Source organism: Arcanobacterium canis, assembly GCF_029625435.1.
GTDB classification, from domain to species: Bacteria; Actinomycetota; Actinomycetes; order Actinomycetales; family Actinomycetaceae; genus Arcanobacterium; species Arcanobacterium canis.
Genome location: NZ_CP121208.1, coordinates 1,636,712 through 1,653,949, shown reverse-complemented (window position 1 = coordinate 1,653,949; position 17,238 = coordinate 1,636,712). Strand labels below are relative to the sequence as shown.

The following is a 17,238-nucleotide window of genomic DNA, read 5'->3' as shown; positions in this document are numbered from 1 at the left end:
TCACTTTCCGTACTTTGCCCAAGCGTAGAAAAGCCCGTAGATACATGTGATGCCGAGCAGAACCCAGAAGAGAATCTCGGCGACACCGCCAGCTCCAAAAATTGAGAATCCGGCGGTGACCAGTCCAAGTCCACCGAGAATTAGGTAGAAAGTGTTTTCGGCCGCTTTACTCGCCCACTGAGATTCAACGGATTCCTCTGGCTTGGCTAGTCGTCCTGGAATAGTTTTGAGGTCGATGACACACACCCACACAATCGCCACACACACCGGAGTGGCGGAGATAAAGAAGATGAGAAAAGCGATCCACCGGGCCAGATCGTCAGTACGGAAAAGAGGGGGAAGAATTGAAATGAGAGCTGCGAGAATGATGCCCACCGGTATCGAAATCGAGAGCGCGGAACGGCGCTCTCCCGAACCGAATTTGACTCGCCCAAATCTGGGAGTCTTTTCCTTTGACATTTCCGGCGTCCTTTCACCAGAGGATTAAAGTAAAGCAAACTTTACAGTAAAAGAAACTTTACATCAAGGGCCGGTGGTTTCTCTTTTTGTTCCTTGTGAGGCGTATCCGTCCTCTTTTCGGGCGTGATTAGGCAAGCAGCCCACGCGCGAGATCTGCTGCGCCGATCATGCCGGCATCGTTTCCGAGCTGTGCTTGGACGATGGGAGCAACCTCGCGTGAATTCGCTGCAGTGAGATACTTCAGGAAAGCTGCGCGCGTGGGATCGAGGAGAAGATTTCCCGCCTCGGACACTCCGCCCGCCACGATGTACATCTGTGGATCAAGGATTGCGGAAAGGTCTGCCATACCCCGACCAAGCCAAGTGCCAACCTGATGAAACAAGTCAATCGCTCCAGCTTCGCCCTCAGCAGCCGCAGCCGTGACCATCAACCCGTTGATGGCGTCGATGTCGCCGCCCGCAAGTTCGAGAATGTGCGAGCTTTCGCCCTTCTCAAGTTGAGAGAGTGCATATTGCTTGGCGATGCGCACAAGCGCATTGCCTGAGGCGTACACTTCCCAGCATCCCAGCTGGCCACACCCACACTGCAAGCCGTCAGGAACCATATTGAGGTGTCCGATTTCTCCGGCAAGCCCGAAGGAGCCAGAGATCAGGTGACCGTCCATGATGATTCCACCACCGATGCCCGTACCGACTGTCACGGCGACGGCGGAGGCATGGTCGCGCCCAGCACCATAACGGTATTCACCCCAAGCGGCCGCATTGGCATCATTTTCAAGATAAACAGGTAGCCCAACTCCGGCTTCGACCTTGTCCGCAAGTGGTTCATTGCGCCAATTCAAATTGGGTGCGAATGCGATCTTGCGGTGATCGCTCGCCACGAAACCTGCGCAGCCAATTCCGATTGCCTCGACGTCGTAGCTCTTGCGCAGCTCCTCGATGACAGCAACTACTGTGCCAGCAGTGGAATCAGGATCGAGTGCAGGCGTGGGCTTGCGAGTCATTGCAACAATTTCGCCGTCTTCATTAACGACGCCGCCGGCGATCTTCGTACCACCGATATCAACACCAAGTGTGTAAGTCATACTGCAATTATTGCACGGGTTTTCATCGCCACGCGCGCCGGAATGCCAAGATACGCAACCGGCATCGGCAGATTACGCCGACGCCGGTTGCGTATCTCAAGCGAGCTTTTCATCCAGGAACGAGAAAATTAATGCAAGCATGAGCGATTGCTGAACTGGATCAGCTGCGCCAGCGTGCCCGCCCTCGGTGTTCTCATAGTAGAGGGCGTCGAATCCCTTTTCCTTAAGAAGTGCCATGAACTTGCGGGCGTGACCGGGATGAACACGGTCATCACGTGTTGACGTGGTGAGCAAGATTGGCGGGTGTGGCCCGTCGCCGACGTTGTGGTACGGAGAGTAGGCCTTGAGGTAATCCCAATCAGCGGTGTCGGGGTTTCCGTACTCGTCCATCCATGAAGCTCCCGCGAGGAGGTGCGAGAAGCGCTTCATATCGAGCAGTGGCACGCGGCATACGATTGCACCGAAGAGCTGCGGATATGTGGTGTACATGTTTCCCATCAACATTCCACCGTTCGACCCACCGATTGCGGCGAGCTGAGGGACGGTGGTGATTCCTGCCTCGACGAGATCGCGCGCAACTGCCGCGAAATCTTCATAGGCCAGATGGCGTCCTTCGCGGAGGGCAGCCTGGTGCCAGCTCGGGCCGAATTCACCACCACCCCGAATATTGGCGACGGCGTACACGCCACCACGTTCAAGCCATTCCTTGCCGTAGGTTGCCACATACCCCGGAAGACGCGAAACTTCGAACCCGCCGTAGCCGTCCAGTAGTGTGCGCACTGGCGCATCGCCGTCGAGCGCGCTTGCCTGGCCGATCACAAAGTAGGGAACCTTCGTGCCGTCGTCGGAAATAACCCAACGTTGGCGAACCTCGAGCCCATCAGCGTTGAAACGCGCCGGAGCACTACGCAACTTGTGTAACTGAAGCTTGCCATTCTCGATTGTGCCGCGGAAAAGAGTGGTCGGTGTGGTGAAGCCGGAAGCCGTGACCCACACATCGTCGCTAGCGTCGGGTTCGACGGCGCCGACGGAGATCGACAGGAAGTCGCCCAGCTGTGTGTCCAGTTTCGTCACCGCCCACGTTTGCGACGTCGGTGTGGCAAGGTGGAGCGAGTTGGAGACGTTGTCGAGCGTGGTTAAAACGAGAGATGTGTGTAGAGCACAAATACCGACCAACGAAGTTGACGGCGTTGGAGTGAAAAGTGCGTGAGTGTCTGTGATGTCGCCAGAAAGTGCCTGCTCAAGCGGTACTGCAATGAGTGATCCGGCGGGGAAAGTTTGCCCGTTCACGTTCCAATCGTAACGGAGATCAGCCAGCGCCCACTCGTGCCATAGCGACACTTCAGCGGTTTCGGGCAGTGCAAGTTTCGTTTTTTCGAGCGTGTAGGGGTTAACGACGTACACGATTGAGGTGCGGAAATCAGGAATTCGGTACGCCACGAGGCGTTCGTAACCGGGCGTTGTGTCGTAGTGAGCGCCGACGAGGACGTCGGTGGTCTCGCCACGGATAATTTCGGCGGCCGCGGAAAGTGGGATTCCGCGTAACCACAGGCGTGCCGAAATCGGGTATCCGGAGGTGGTGACGTACGGGCCGTTATCCGTGGCGTCAGCAGAAGAGAAGTCTGCCGCCACCACCGTGGTGTCAATGTCGTACCACTGCATCGTGCCCTTCGATTCGGGCTTCACGAAGGAGTCGGATGGATTAACGAATGCGCGAGAAGGGATGTCAAATTCGCGCGTGACAGACGCGTCTTGACCACCGTCGGACAGCGTAACGAGAGCGCGCGTGTAATCGGGGCGCAGGAGCTGCGCCCCACGGAAAACCCACGAGCGACCTTCGCTGCGGCCTAGAGCGTCAACGTCGAGGAGAACATCCCATTCCGGTTCAGTTTCCGGGCTGACGTAGTTGAGGTATGCGCTCCATGTGGCGCGTCGCCACAAGCCGCGCGGGTGTTCGCCATCGCTGTGAAAGTTATAGGCGTAGTCGCCGCGTTTCGTCGCCACAATGAGGTGGTCGGAAGCTGACAAGATAGCGTCGAGTTCGTCACGGCGTGCGTCAAATTTTTCGCCTGCAAAGTGATTGAGTGTGTTTGTTGAGTGCGTTTCCACCCACTCCATCGTGGCTGAATCTGACTCTTCAAGGTGGAGGTATTTATCCATGCGGTTAAGTTTACGGGGTGGTGTGCGTGTGAACAATGTATGTCCACACAGTGAGAATCATCCGGAGGTGGTGGGAAAGTTTTGCAGTAGCTGCGGTCGAAGCTCGGCGGTATCAAGGCATTTTGTGAGGTAGTAGTGGGATGAGTTGTGTGCCACGAGAATAAAGAGTTGAGCGTTATTTGCTCAAGAAAAACACTATGGTCTAGACATAACTAATCTGATGTGGCAATATGAAGGAGTTGAAGATTTGGGCGGTATAGAAATGCCGCAGATAAGAAGGAGTTTTCAGATGGCACGAGCAGTTGGCATCGATCTTGGCACGACCAACTCTGTGGTTTCAGTACTTGAAGGTGGCGAGCCCACAGTCATTGCAAATGCAGAAGGCGCACGCACCACCCCGTCGGTGGTTGGCTTTTCGAAGACCGGTGAAGTTCTCGTTGGTGAAATTGCAAAGCGCCAGGCAGTGACAAACGTTGACCGCACGATTTCGTCGGTGAAGCGTCACATGGGTGACTCGTCGTGGAAGGTTGAGATTGACGACAAGTCCTACAATGCCCAGCAGATTTCCGCATTCATTTTGCAGAAGCTGAAGAAGGACGCCGAAGCTTACCTTGGTGAGCCAGTGACCGACGCTGTGATTACGGTTCCGGCATACTTTAACGACGCTCAGCGTCAGGCAACAAAGGACGCAGGTCAGATCGCGGGCCTGAATGTTCAGCGTATTGTTAACGAGCCGACTGCGGCCGCGTTGGCTTACGGCCTTGAAAAGGGCAAGGAAGATGAGCTCATCTTGGTCTTCGATCTTGGCGGCGGCACGTTCGATGTGTCCCTCCTGGAAGTGGGCAAGGATGACGATGATTTCTCGACCATTCAGGTTCGCGCTACCTCGGGCGATAACAAGCTCGGTGGTGACGATTGGGATCAGCGCATCGTTGAATGGCTCGTCGGGCAGGCGAAGAACAATTACGGCGTGGATCTTTCCAAGGACAAGATTGCATTGCAGCGCCTGAAGGAAGCTGCTGAGCAGGCGAAGAAGGAACTCAGCTCGGCAACCTCCACCAACATTACGTTGCAGTACCTTTCGATGAGCGAAAATGGCCCGATCCACTTGGATGAGAAGCTGACGCGTGCTCGTTTCGAAGAGATGACAAAGGATCTCCTTGATCGCACCAAGGTTCCGTTCAACAAGGTCATTGAAGACGCGGGCGTGAAGCTTTCCGAAATTGATCACGTTGTGCTTGTGGGTGGTTCTACCCGTATGCCGGCAGTGACCGAAGTGGTCAAGGAACTCACCGGCGGTCGTGAGCCAAACAAGGGCGTGAACCCGGATGAAGTCGTGGCTGTTGGTGCTGCCCTTCAAGCTGGTGTGATTACCGGTGATCGTAAGGACGTTCTCCTCATTGACGTCACCCCGCTGTCACTCGGTATTGAGACCAAGGGCGGTGTGATGACGAAGCTGATTGAGCGTAACACTGCGATCCCAACCAAGCGTTCTGAGGTGTTCTCTACCGCTGAAGACAACCAGCCGTCAGTGCTGATTCAGGTCTACCAGGGCGAGCGCCAGTTCGCGCGTGACAACAAGCTGCTTGGCACCTTCGAGCTTTCGGGCATTGCTCCGGCTCCGCGTGGTATGCCACAGATTGAGGTCACCTTCGATATCGACGCCAACGGCATCGTGCATGTCTCTGCGAAGGATCGTGGCACGGGCAAGGAACAGTCGGTGACGATCACCGGTGGTTCGGCCCTGTCCAAGGAAGATATTGACCGCATGGTCAAGGAAGCGGAAGAGCACGCAGCTGAGGACGACAAGCGTCGTGAGGAAGCCGATGTTCGTAACCAGGCGGAGCAGCAGGTCTACTCGATCGACAAGCTCCTGACGGACAACAAGGACAAGCTCGATGATTCCGTGGTCAACGATGTCAAGGAGGCGAACGAGAAGGTTCGTGAAGCTCTCAAGGGTGAAGACGTTGAAGCAATCAAGTCGGCTCTCGAAGATCTGAACACACGCGCTCAGAAGATTGGTGAGGCACTGTACGCCAGCGCCCAAGCTGATCAAGCTGCAGCCGAGGCGGCCGGTTCGGCCTCTTCGTCCCCATCGGACGATGACGTGGTCGATGCTGAGATCGTTGACGATGAGAACGAGAAGAAGTAATTTCTCTCGCGTGAATTGATGTCGGGGGCAGGAGCGCAGCTCCTGCCCCCACCTCAAAACTCACAGAAAGGACATGTAATGAGCGCCAACGATTTCACGCCAGACGAGCCTAACGAGGAGTCGGCCAACACAACAGATGCCGCCGCAGGGGCGAACGCTGCAGACACCCCGGCGTCGGAAGGTGCTGAGTCGAGCTCGTCACAGCCCAATGACCCCACACACCCAGAGCAGATGAGCGAACTCGATACTGCGTTGATGCGCGTAGCCGAACTTGAAGTCACGGTGGCTGATTTGCAAGACAAGCTTGCACGTGCGAACGCTTCTGAGTACAACCTGCGCCAGGAATACAACGGTTACGTGAAGCGAGCGAAGGCAGAGGGCGTTAACCGCTATGAATCTGGCCAGGCGAAAGTCATCGAGACCTTGCTTTCCGTTCTCGATGATGCCGCATTGGCTCGCTCTCACGGTGATCTTGAAGGTCCAAGCGCCCTGATCGTGGAGAAGTTGGAGAATGTTTTGCACACCAACTTCCAGCTTGCTCGTTTCGGTGAGCAAGGTGATGCATTTGACCCGGAAGTGCATGAGGCACTGATGCACTCGACGTCTCCTGACGTTGACAGTGAGCAGGTGTCGCAGCTGATTCAGCCGGGTTACAAGATTGGCGATAAGGTTCTGCGCGCGGCTCGCGTAGGCGTTGTGTCGCCGGAGTAAATTTGTCGCACGCAAGAGAAAAGAGGTGAGGCGTGATGGCAAGCCAAGATTGGATGAGTAAAGACTTTTACGCCGCACTGGGCGTGTCGAAGACGGCCACCCAAGACGAGATTAAGAAGGCCTACCGCAAGCTTGCGCGCAAGTATCACCCGGATCAAAACCCTGGTGATAGGGCCGCTGAGGAGAAATTCAAAGAAGTCTCTGAGGCTTATCAGGTGCTCAGCAACGATGAGGATCGCAAGCAGTACGATGCGATTCGCGCGATGGGTGGGGGAGCGCGCTTCTCTGCTGGCGGTGGCGGTGCCGGATTCGAGGACGTGTTCTCGTCGATGTTCGGCGGCGGAGGTAATCCATTTGCCGGTGGGAAGTTCTCCACCAGCGGTAGTGCCGGATTCGAGGACGTGTTCTCGTCGATGTTCGGCGGCGGAGCAAACACTGGTACAAGTTTCACCGGCTTCGGCTCCCGACGTCGGGAAAAGGGTGAGGACGTACACGCGTCAGTGTCGATTCCACTCTCGCAGGCCGTTTCAGGCACGACTGTGAAAGTCGGTTCAGGCCTCGGTCAGGTCACTGCGCGGATCCCTGCAGGCGTGAAGTCTGGCCAAAAGATTCGTATCGCTGGAAAAGGCCAGCCTGGCCGCAACGGCGGAGCATCAGGGGACATTCTCGTAGAAGTCACGGTTGAACCACACCCCGTCTTCGATGTGAAGGGCTACGACGTTTACGTCGATGTGCCTGTGTCGTTCGATGAGGCAGTTCTCGGTGGCAAGGTTGAAGTGCCAACAATCGGCGGAACTCCTGTCACGATCAAGGTGCCAGTGGGTTTGTCAGATGGCAAGAACCAGCGAGTCCGCGGCAAGGGTATCGCGGGGCCGAAGGGCACCACAGGCGACATGTACGTGAAGTTCCATGTTGTGGTTCCGAAGCGAATTTCTGATGAAGCGCGTGAGGCCGTGGAAAAGTTCCGCGACGCCACCGCTGAAGCTGATCCGCGTGCCACTTTCCGTTCCATGGCCACGCTCTAAGGAGGAATGATGGCGAAGGTTTCGAAGAACTCTCCGATTCTGTCAGTGTCAGTTGCCGCTGAGCTGGCAGGGATGCACGCCCAGACGGTTCGTCAGTACGACCGCCTGGGGCTGGTGGTTGCCAAGCGCACGAAAGGCGGCGGTCGGCGATACTCGCTCGCCGACGTCGATAAGCTCGTGGAAATCCAGCGGATGAGCCAAGAAGATGGCATCAACTTGGCTGGTATTTCGCGGATCTTGGAACTGACGGAGAAGGTTGCGAAACTGACGCGCGCCAACAAGCGTCTTCAACGTGACATGGAGAAGATGCAGGCGCTGGGCGAATACATGGGGGAAGAGCTGTCCCGTTACCGTGCCACGGAGCAGCGCGTCTTCGCTGCCAGTCCTGACGGTGACGTCACCGTTGCTGAGCGAATCGACCAGTTACGCAAGGCCCTGCGCAAAGATTCTGGCCATGAGATGGTGGTGTTTCGTCCGAGGCGACTAGTCGAGACGGCTCATCATCACGAAGTGAAGTCTGAAGTGTCGGCGAAAGGCCTGGCTGATGCCGGTTTTTCTAAGGAAGCTCTCGGGTTTGACGACGACGTGGACGATTTTGAGTCGTTCGGTACCGATGACGACTACGTTGTCTACGATGAAAATTGTGAGCCTTCGTTCCCAGCTCGCATGGATGCGAGTGCGCACCGCGTGATTATCGATGCCGATGGCACCGAAGACGAGTTTGCAGATTCTGCCGACGCCGATATCGATGATTTTGCCCAGGCACTTGGCGGTTCTGCTGACTCAGCTGACGACGATGAGTTCGACAGCGAAGACGAGTCAGATGAGTCGGATGAGTGACAACACAAAGGCGGAAACGTCCCAGGATCGACTCCAGGCGGCGGTTCTCGTATTGGTTGATCGCGCGGCGGACCCGAGTGTAGTGCTCACCCGTCGCGCGTTCACGTTACGCAGCCAGCCTGGGCAAATGAGCTTTCCTGGTGGTATGCGCGACGCGGGGGAGAGCGCCGAAGAAACTGCGCTTCGTGAAGCATGGGAAGAAATTTCTCTCGATCCAACGGACGTCGAGATTTGTGGACGCCTGGCTCCAGCGCAGGCGGGGAATCGATTGCTTGATATTGTTGCCGTGCTCGCACAGTGGGATGGTGAGGGCGATATCACCCCCTCCGATTCTGAAGTGGAGGGGATCTACCGCATTCGACTCAGCACGCTTGCTCGCAGTGAGAATCGCTTCACAGCAACACGCGACGGTGTGGAAGTTGGCCCAGCGTTTCTCGTTGACGGGCTTGTGGTCTGGGGTTTTACGGCCCGTGTGCTAGATAATCTGCTCTGCAAATACGGATATGACGAGCCGTGGAACACTCATGATGTGCGCGAGGTGCCGGGCGATTTTCGTCGATGATGCCAGGCGAGGCGCGGTGGTCTGAGCGTGCCTCGTCACAAAGCGCGTGAAAGAATGCGGCGCATCGAAGCGGCGTCTGTCCATCCACGGTTGAAAATGGTTGTTCCTGGAGCGAAGAGTCTGCCGTTTACCAGCGCACCGGCGTCAACGGGATCGAAACCGAGCGCGTCGATAAATGTGGACACTGCGTCACGCACATCGTCGTTGTCGGCTGCGACCGCTTGAGCGCGACGATTCGGACTTCCTGGTGGGCGTGAGTCAAAGGCGAGGGCGTCGAATGCTAAGTGATTGAGGGTTTTTGCTACCTGTGCAGTGGAAAAATGGGCAGCCACGGTGAGCGATGAATCGCGTGGAGAGGCGGCAAAGGCACTTGCGGAATCTCGGCGGGGCCAATAATTTGCAACGTCGATGAGGATGCGCCCACTGGCGATCTGGGGTGGCAGGGATAGTGCCGAAGAAAGCGGAATAGCCAAGATAACGGCAGTTGATTCAGGGAGCGCATCGATATCTGCGACGTTGATGGCGCCGACGCCGTCGGGGAGTTCTGCCGCGAGTTTGCTGGCTGGGCGCCTCGCAGCATTCCAGACGGGGAAGGAACATTCGGTAATGTGTTCTGCCAGGGCGCTTCCCATCACGCCTGCGCCGATCACTGCCGCCCCTGTTATTTTCTCCATCCCGCAATTTTAGCTGCTGTTATGTGTGTAGACGATGGTGGCGGCCGGGCTTGTGGTGGGGGGGGGACGAAGCGGGGAACAGAGGGCGAAAGGTGTGTGCCTACATATGTGACAACGTATCTGGCATTGTGGCAATTAAATACGCGGTGAAACAATCGCAAATCGCCTGAAACGTTGAGGAAATGATGTGTTTCGAGCAGTTTATTCAATCTGGAAAAATCCTGAAAGCGGGGTATTTAAGCAGTGAAAAGGCTAGTCTAGTGTCGGGGGGGGGGGACGCTCGCTGCTCAGTATGGTTTGGCTTCCTGAAGGAAAGGCTCATTTATGAAGATGAAATTCATTAGAGCTGCCGCACTTAGCGGTGGTGTGGCGGTGCTGCTGACGCCTTTTGTGGCGCCAATGGCGGGCGCCACGAAAGACGCCACAAAGGTGGTGATCAACGAAGTTTACACGTTTGGCGGAACTAAATCGGGTGTTTATCCTGATTTCGTTGAGCTGTATAATCCGACGAACTCTCCAGTCAAGCTTGATGGCATGACGCTGGTGCCTGCCTCTGCATCTGGGAAGACAAAGACGCCGATCCAACTTAAGGGAAGTATTGGAGCTAAAAAGCACTTCCTTATAGTTGAGAAGACAGCTTCTGGACACCGAGGTCAGAAGCTACCAAAGGGCGTGAATGCCGACATGGAAGTTACTGCGCTGGGGTTCGCTAAATCAGGTGGAATCGCTGTCCTTGCTGACTCGGGAGTAAAGGTAACTGATGATGCGCTTAAAGGCGGCGATATTAAGGATAAGTTCCTTGACGTCGTAGGTATATCTTCTAACGCGAAAGCATATGAAGGTTCTCCAGCCAAGGGAACTGCCAAAAGTTCAAGAGATGATCGCTCGTATCAGCGTGAAGAAGGCCGTGATACAGACGATAACTCCAAGGACTTCACGCTGAAGACTGCGTCTCCTCAGGGTTCTGGCACCGCGGCGGTAAAGCCTTCGTCGCCGGCCCCTGAACCGGAAGCTGATCCGCAGGATCAGCCGACAACTGAAACTTCGGAAACTACTGAAGGCGTTCAGCCTGCAAAACCAGGGGATATCATCTCGATCGAGGAGATCCAAGGGACAGGGCTGACGAGTAAATACAAAGACCAAACTGTTACTACAACGGGTGTCATCACGGCAGCCTACCCTGAAGGTGGCTTCAATGGTGCCTACATTCAGACCGAAGGGAGTGGCGGCGAGAAGCACGGAAATGCTTCGAGTGGCATATTCGTTTACGATTCGAAGATTTCGAAAATGAAGATCGGCGAGCTGGTGAAGGTCACCGGTACTGTTATGGAGTACCCTGGCCCGAAAGCTAAACAAAAGAAGCCCGTTGATCCTGCTACACAAATGACGGAAATTGGTGGAAAGAATGTCACCGTTGAGGTCATAAAGAAAGATGATCTGAAGCAACCTGTTCCGGTGGAACTGAAACAAATTCCATCTGGCGCTGAAGAACGCGAAAAGCTTGAGGGAATGCTTGTTAAGCTCACGGGAACCCACACGGTGACCGATAACTACTCGACAGCTCGCTACGGACAAATCGGCCTTGCTCCAGGAGACAAACCCTTCTATCAGCCGACAGAGCTCTATTCGGAAAATGACCCGAAGGCCAAAGAAGTTGACGCAAAGAACAAAGCTGACAAGATTACCCTCGATGACGGTGCTTCTCGTGAAACTTCCGTGAGGAAGGTGTACGCGAATAAGAAGGCGGGGACTGCCGAGCATTACGAGGCTCCTGATTGGCCTGCTTCTTACCTTGATGTGAAGAAACCAGTGCGCGTAGGGGCACATGTGACATTTAAGGATCCGATGATTCTTGACTATCGTTTCCAGTGGAATCTTCAACCACGCTTCCCCGTGCAAGAGAAGACTGGAGATAAGTTCAAGGATCGTTCTTGGGACGTTATTGAGTTAACAAACTATGAGCGTCCTCAAGCGCCGAAGATCGACGGTGACGTCACTGTTTCTTCTTTCAATGTGCTCAATTACTTCACCGATCTCGGAGAAAATGAGGATGGGTGCAAATTCTTCCCCGGCATCGACATGAAGGGTATCTCTACGGATTACTGCAAGGTCCGTGGTGCGTACTCGAAGGAAGCCTTCGAGCGCCAACACACGAAGATAGTGGAAGCAATCACTGAGCTTGACTCCACCGTGGTTGGTCTGGAAGAAATCGAGAATTCCGCTCAATTCGGTAAGCACCGTGACACCGCCTTGAAGTACCTGACTGAAGCGTTGAACAAGAAGGCTGGAAAGACGAAGTGGGAATTTGTCCCATCGCCGTCTGTTGTCGGTAAGAATGAAGACGTCATTCGACTTGCCTACATTTACCAGAAGGACAAGGTCGCTCCAGTTGGGGATTCCCTCATCTTCCGTGACAACAAGTGGTTCGAGAACTGGGCGCGCCAGCCTCTCGCTCAGAAGTGGAGCCCAGTTGTTGATGGCAAGAAGGTTGGCAAACAATTTGTTTCGGTTGTGAACCACTTCAAGTCAAAGGGTTCGGTTGCTTCGGAGAAGAAGAAGGGGAGCAAGGTTCCGCTGATTACGGGCGACAACAAGACCCTCGCAGGTAACAACAACCTGCTCCGTGTTGAGCAGGCCAAGGAAATGACCGAATGGGTGAAGAAGAACTTCGCCAATGAGCCAGTCATCATCTTGGGCGATCTCAACTCTTACTCCAAGGAATCGCCAGTTCAGACCATCAAGGACGCGGGTTACACCTCTGTGGCGGAACATGCCAAGGTGAAGAACATGTCCTACCAGTTCGGTGGTGTCATCGGCTCGCTTGATCATGCACTCGTCAATGACGCACTTCTTGGCCATGTGACGACTGCTGATGTGTGGAACGTTAATGCGCTTGAGCCAGTGGCATTCGAGTACGCACGCTATAAGACGACAATCAACGATCCGGTCACAACCTTTGATCTGAGTGCATACCGTTCTTCGGATCATGATCCGATCAAGGTGGGCCTGAACCTCATTGATAAGAAGGATAAGCCGGCTCCTGGCGAAACCCCTGGTGATACACCATCGCAGCCAGCTGAGCCGTCAGCGCCGAGCGCGGAGCCGACTCAGCCCACTCCGCCATCGTCTTCTCCAACGGAGAAGCCGGCTGATCCGACTGACAAGCCGTCTACTCCTTCGACGCAGGAGCCGACCACTCCGACGGACAAGCCGGCTGATCCGACTGAGAAGCCGGCTGATCCGACGCAGAAGCCGTCTACTCCTTCGACGCAGGAGCCGACCACTCCGACTGAGAAGAAGACTGTTCCGTGGACCGAGCTGACCCCGGCCCAGCCGACTCAGCCGTCTGCTCCTTCGACGGAGAAGCCTGCGGATCCGACGCAGAAGCCGTCTGCTCTGCCGACGCAGAAGCCGGCCGATCCGACTGACAAGCCGTCTACTCCACCGACGCAGAAGAAGACTGATAATCCTGCTCAGACCAATGGAACTGCGACGTCCAAACCAGAGCACAAGGGCGGTCTCGTCCTGACAGGTGCAAGCGTTGCAGGGCTTGCGGCAGTCGCGCTGACCGTTCTCATTGCAGGCGCCACAATGGTGATGCGCCGTCGCGAGGACTGATGATACCAGCGCTCGACGAATAATATTCGCACCATAGGGTGGGGCTTGTGGCCAGCCGATACGCTGACCACAAGCCCCACTTTTGCGTGCAATAATAGGGACGTGGAACAGATATTTATTCGCCAAGCCAACGCACTCGATATTGCTCAGATCGCGAATCGTATGGAAAAAGACGTCCGCGAAATCAACCCGGACAACCTTCAACCCGCACTTGCGGCGATTGAGAACACGATCGTCCACGGTGGCCCGAGCACGTTCTGGGTTGCCACGAGTAACAGCACGATTGTTGGCGCAGCGAAAGTCAGCGCACTAGGGCCAGGACATGCAGCGCTCATTGCTCTCGACTGGATCAACGCTGATTCTGATCAAGCTGCCGCCAAAATCGTCAGCTTCGCTCTCGGTGATCTCACAGCTCAGGCCTGGGCATTCACGACCGCTCAGGAAGAATTCCTCATCGAACTCGGCTTTGAGGCCACAGAAACGATCTTCGAAGCTGGCGATACCAGCCCATACGTCGGCGTTGGGAAACTGATGATTCGATGAGCGGACGTTTCGCACCCTCGCCGACAGGCGATTTTCACATCGGCAACCTTCGTACAGCGCTCCTTGCCTGGGCATTTGCCCGCCATGATTCGCGTGGTTTCGTGATGCGCATGGAAGATCTCGACGAGCGCTCACGGCCGCAGTTTGTTTCTTCGCAGTTGTGCGATCTTGAGGCGATTGGACTGACCTGGGACGGCAGCGTGCTCTATCAGCACGAACACCTGGATTACTACGCCGATGTTGTGAGCGATCTCCTGCGCGACGGCGCGCTGTACGAGTGTTACTGTACGCGCAAGGAACTGTCTCAAGTTGCTTCGGCACCACATCAACCGCCGGGATCCTATCCGGGGACTTGTCGGTATGTGAACGAGGAAGAGCGCGTAGCGGGGCGTGAAAAACTTGCTGCGATGAACCGTGGCCCTGCACTGCGACTTGCCACCGACGTTATCGAGCTCAGAGTCGAAGACCGCCAACTCGGGCCTTATACTGGCGCAGTCGATGACTTTGTGATTCGCCGTGGGGACGGAGTATTTTCCTACAACTTTGTCTCCGTCGTTGACGACGCCCGAACCGGTGTGGATCAGATCGTGCGTGGCGATGATCTGCTTCCATCCACACCGCGTCAGGTGTATCTGCAACGCAAACTTGGAGTTTCGACTCCGCAGTATGCTCATGTTCCCTTGGTGTTGAACACCCGTGGACAGCGCTTAGCAAAGCGCGACGGCGCGGTGACGTTATCGCAGCTAGCCCCGTTTGGGTGGACAAGCGCCGACGTGGTTGCGCTGCTTTCAACCTCCCTTGGATACGCTCCGGTGCGCAGTGCGCAGGACTTCCTTACCGAGTTTGATCCACAGACGCTCCCGCGTGAGCCCTGGATCGTGGATGTCGATGCGCTGCGCGATGGGCCGGATAAAACTGTGAGAATCTAGAAATTCGGGAGCACGAAAAAGGGTTGGGCGGGAAATTTTCCCGCCCAACCCTTGGCTTTCGGTCGCACTGAAATACGTCAGCGCTCACGTGTTGCCTCACCGCTCACACACGCACTGTGCGTCACGCGATGAAGACCAATCACTCGTTTCCGATCTTCGAATCGATCTGATCGCGAACGTTTTTGACCGTGTCGGCCTTGTCCGCGCCAAGCTTGTCGGTAGCGAAGCCTTCGGCGGCATCGAGGGCCTGATCGCTCAGCTCCTCCGCCTTGTCGCTGTTCAGTGCTTCCTTGGCCTTATCGAAAATACCCAACGTTGGCCTCCTTCCTCTCGGTTATGTGCCGCGAAACCTGCGGCCTGCTGTCATTCTAAATGTTGCTACGTCAGATCAGCTTGTGCTTTTAGCGCATAGCAAAACGCCCTGAGATCACTTTGTTTTTGGTTTTCGTGAGCGGTGAGGCGCGTGGAGCAAACGTGAACGTGCCTTCGCGGCCGCCTCACGTTCGGCGCGCTCGCGCAGGTGACGGCGTTCGCGTGCAAGCCGACGAGCGAAGCGCTCCTGCTCGCGCTGATCGAGGTAGATGACGTCGTTACTCAGGTCTTTGACCAGTGAGAACATCATGGCGAACACGATGAAGAGGAACGGGGTCGCCGCCACAATGGTCACTGACTGAATGTTATTCAGGGCATCGGAGCCGCCAGAGACGAGCAGTACCAAGCCGATCAGTGCCGTCAGCAAGCCCCACAAGCCAGAGATCCACGGCGTCGCCGTCGCGCGGCCGTCTTGGGAAAGAGAACCCATCACTGTCGAGGCGGAGTCGGCGGAGGTGATGAAGAAAGTAGCCAAGAGCAACAATGCAACGAACCCGAAGATTGTTCCGCCTGGCAGATGGTGTAGGAGGGTGAAGAGCTGTCCTTCAGTAGTGGCGGCGTCGGCGATCGATTGACCATTTTGCTCCATCGTGATCGCAGTGCCACCGAAGATGGCGAACCATGCTGTGGAAAGACCTGACGGAACGAGCATCACGCCCACGCAGAACTGGCGGATGGTGCGTCCGCGCGAGATGCGCGCAATAAACATGCCAACGAAGGGCGACCATGAAATCCACCATGCCCAGTAGAAAATCGTCCACGACGAGAGCCATTCACCGGCGGTTCCGTTTGCCGAAGCTGCAGTGCGTCCGGCCATCTCGAAGAAGTTTGAGACGTATGCGCCGAGCGAGCCTGGCAACAGATTCAGCTCGGTGATCGTCGGGCCGACGACGAAGACGAAGACGGCCAGCACCCCAGCCAAAATCATGTTGGTGTTGGACAGGATACGGATTCCACGTCCGACGCCGCTCATTGCGGAGAGCAAGAAGCATACGGTGAGGACGACGACGATTCCCACGATCATCCCGGTACCGGGGTTAGAGATGACACCAGCAGCTTTAAGCCCGGTGCGGATCTGAAGTGCGCCAAGGCCGAGGGAACATGCGGTGCCGAATACGGTGGCGAAGATGGAGAGTGAATCGATGAGTTTTCCGCTCCAGCCGTTTGCGCCCTTTTCCCCGATCAACGGTGTGAAGGCTGCGGAGATCAGCTGTTTACGTCCAATGCGATATGTGGAGTAGGCAATCGAGAGGCCGACGATGGTGTACATGGCCCACGGATGGAGAGTCCAGTGGAACATTGCCGTAGCCATAGCGGTGCCCACTTCTTGTGGATTGTGGCCGGGGACGCCGTCCTTATAGAAGCCGAGTGGTTCGGCAGCTCCGAAGAACATCAGACCGATGCCCATACCTGCTGCAAACATCATGGCGACCCATGAAGAGTTAGAAAACTCAGGTTGTTCATCGGTTGCACCAAGTCGAATTGCGCCGAATTTCGACGCAGCGAGGGCAACCACGAAGATCACGAATAATGTGGAGAAGAGGACGAATGCCCAACCGAGATTGGTGATGACCCAGTTGAAAGCAGCGGCAGAGGCGGAAGCGAAGGCATCCGGCGTGACAAGACCGACGGCGACAAGAGCGATCACGAGGAGCATTGCGGGCAGCACCACGCCCCAAGAAATCGGTGCATCATCATTTTCGGAAGCCAGCTCGATGGGCTTCTCACGATATTCGGAAACGTGAAGGTTCTCGTCGGCGGAAATCATCGCTGCCAGGACAGATGTTGCGCTGGTGGGTTTTCCGGTATCGGGGTTGATGTGGATACCCTCGCTAGTTGTGTGTGCCGAATCTGCATCAGATCCGGGCGGAGCCATTGTTATCTTCTCATTATTATTCTTTTCAATCACTTATCCATTCTTATGTGAGATTGCTATGAAAACCAAGTGTTTCAGCTAAATCGTGGGCATTTCAACATATGATTACCTGCCGGCGCGATGAATAATTTGTGTGCAATGACTGTATATATTCGCTAGTCGGTGTATGGAAATGTATTGAAAAGGGTGGCAGAAACGCTGTCTCTGCCACCCTGAGACCAAATGAGGGACGC

14 protein-coding genes are annotated in these 17,238 nt (G+C 55.6%); 8 read left to right on the top strand and 6 right to left on the bottom strand.

Annotated features, from left to right (window positions below; genetic code table 11):
- The 3 genes from P7079_RS07450 to P7079_RS07440 form a co-directional block, all read right to left on the bottom strand.
- Complete coding sequence (locus P7079_RS07450) at nt 1-459, bottom strand: hypothetical protein (protein ID WP_278012643.1); 459 nt, start codon at nt 457-459, stop codon at nt 1-3.
- A gap of 127 nt (nt 460-586) precedes the next feature.
- Nucleotides 587-1,543 carry an ROK family glucokinase gene (locus tag P7079_RS07445; RefSeq protein WP_278012642.1) on the bottom strand — a complete coding sequence of 319 codons (957 nt, stop codon included), beginning with the start codon at nt 1,541-1,543 and terminating at the stop codon, nt 587-589.
- 96 nt (nt 1,544-1,639) lie between these two features.
- Nucleotides 1,640-3,703: a prolyl oligopeptidase family serine peptidase gene (locus P7079_RS07440; RefSeq protein WP_278012641.1), complete on the bottom strand. Its 2,064-nt coding sequence runs from the start codon at nt 3,701-3,703 to the stop codon at nt 1,640-1,642.
- 289 nt (nt 3,704-3,992) lie between these two features.
- Here P7079_RS07440 and dnaK point away from each other — a divergent pair, with 289 nt between their 5' ends.
- The 5 genes from dnaK to P7079_RS07415 all read left to right on the top strand — a co-directional run bounded on the left by dnaK (nt 3,993) and on the right by P7079_RS07415 (nt 8,993).
- Complete coding sequence (gene dnaK, locus P7079_RS07435) at nt 3,993-5,855, top strand: molecular chaperone DnaK (protein ID WP_278012640.1); 1,863 nt, start codon at nt 3,993-3,995, stop codon at nt 5,853-5,855.
- A 78-nt stretch (nt 5,856-5,933) separates the two neighbouring features.
- Complete coding sequence (locus P7079_RS07430; RefSeq protein WP_278012639.1) at nt 5,934-6,566, top strand: nucleotide exchange factor GrpE; 633 nt, start codon at nt 5,934-5,936, stop codon at nt 6,564-6,566.
- Nucleotides 6,567-6,601: 35 nt separating this feature from the next.
- Complete coding sequence (locus P7079_RS07425; protein WP_278012638.1) at nt 6,602-7,591, top strand: DnaJ C-terminal domain-containing protein; 990 nt, start codon at nt 6,602-6,604, stop codon at nt 7,589-7,591.
- 6 nt (nt 7,592-7,597) lie between these two features.
- Nucleotides 7,598-8,431, top strand: a complete 834-nt coding sequence (locus P7079_RS08460) for a heat shock protein transcriptional repressor HspR (protein WP_340689359.1) — start codon at nt 7,598-7,600, stop codon at nt 8,429-8,431.
- The gene (locus P7079_RS07415) at nt 8,424-8,993 is read left to right on the top strand and encodes an NUDIX hydrolase (protein ID WP_278012637.1); all 570 of its coding nucleotides are present in this window, start codon (nt 8,424-8,426) and stop codon (nt 8,991-8,993) included. The genes P7079_RS08460 and P7079_RS07415 overlap by 8 nt, the downstream gene beginning before the upstream one ends.
- A 35-nt stretch (nt 8,994-9,028) precedes the next feature.
- Here the strand turns inward: P7079_RS07415 and P7079_RS07410 are convergent, their stop codons facing one another.
- On the bottom strand, nt 9,029-9,667 hold the full coding sequence (locus P7079_RS07410) for an NADPH-dependent F420 reductase (RefSeq protein WP_278012636.1): 639 nt from the start codon (nt 9,665-9,667) through the stop codon (nt 9,029-9,031).
- 324 nt (nt 9,668-9,991) lie between these two features.
- Between P7079_RS07410 and P7079_RS07405 the strand changes: the two genes are divergently transcribed.
- The 3 genes from P7079_RS07405 to gluQRS all read left to right on the top strand — a co-directional run bounded on the left by P7079_RS07405 (nt 9,992) and on the right by gluQRS (nt 14,757).
- The gene (locus tag P7079_RS07405; RefSeq protein WP_278012635.1) at nt 9,992-13,285 is read left to right on the top strand and encodes an ExeM/NucH family extracellular endonuclease; all 3,294 of its coding nucleotides are present in this window, start codon (nt 9,992-9,994) and stop codon (nt 13,283-13,285) included.
- A 102-nt stretch (nt 13,286-13,387) separates the two neighbouring features.
- A complete protein-coding gene (locus P7079_RS07400; protein WP_278012634.1) occupies nt 13,388-13,828 on the top strand; it encodes a hypothetical protein in 441 nt (146 codons plus the stop codon).
- Nucleotides 13,825-14,757, top strand: a complete 933-nt coding sequence (gene gluQRS / locus P7079_RS07395) for a tRNA glutamyl-Q(34) synthetase GluQRS (protein ID WP_278012633.1) — start codon at nt 13,825-13,827, stop codon at nt 14,755-14,757. The genes P7079_RS07400 and gluQRS overlap by 4 nt, the downstream gene beginning before the upstream one ends.
- A gap of 139 nt (nt 14,758-14,896) precedes the next feature.
- Here the strand turns inward: gluQRS and P7079_RS07390 are convergent, their stop codons facing one another.
- Nucleotides 14,897-15,070, bottom strand: a complete 174-nt coding sequence (locus P7079_RS07390; RefSeq protein ID WP_278012632.1) for an Rv0909 family putative TA system antitoxin — start codon at nt 15,068-15,070, stop codon at nt 14,897-14,899.
- Nucleotides 15,071-15,184: 114 nt separating this feature from the next.
- On the bottom strand, nt 15,185-17,038 hold the full coding sequence (locus tag P7079_RS07385; RefSeq protein WP_278012631.1) for a BCCT family transporter: 1,854 nt from the start codon (nt 17,036-17,038) through the stop codon (nt 15,185-15,187).
- Nucleotides 17,039-17,238: the final 200 nt, after the last annotated feature.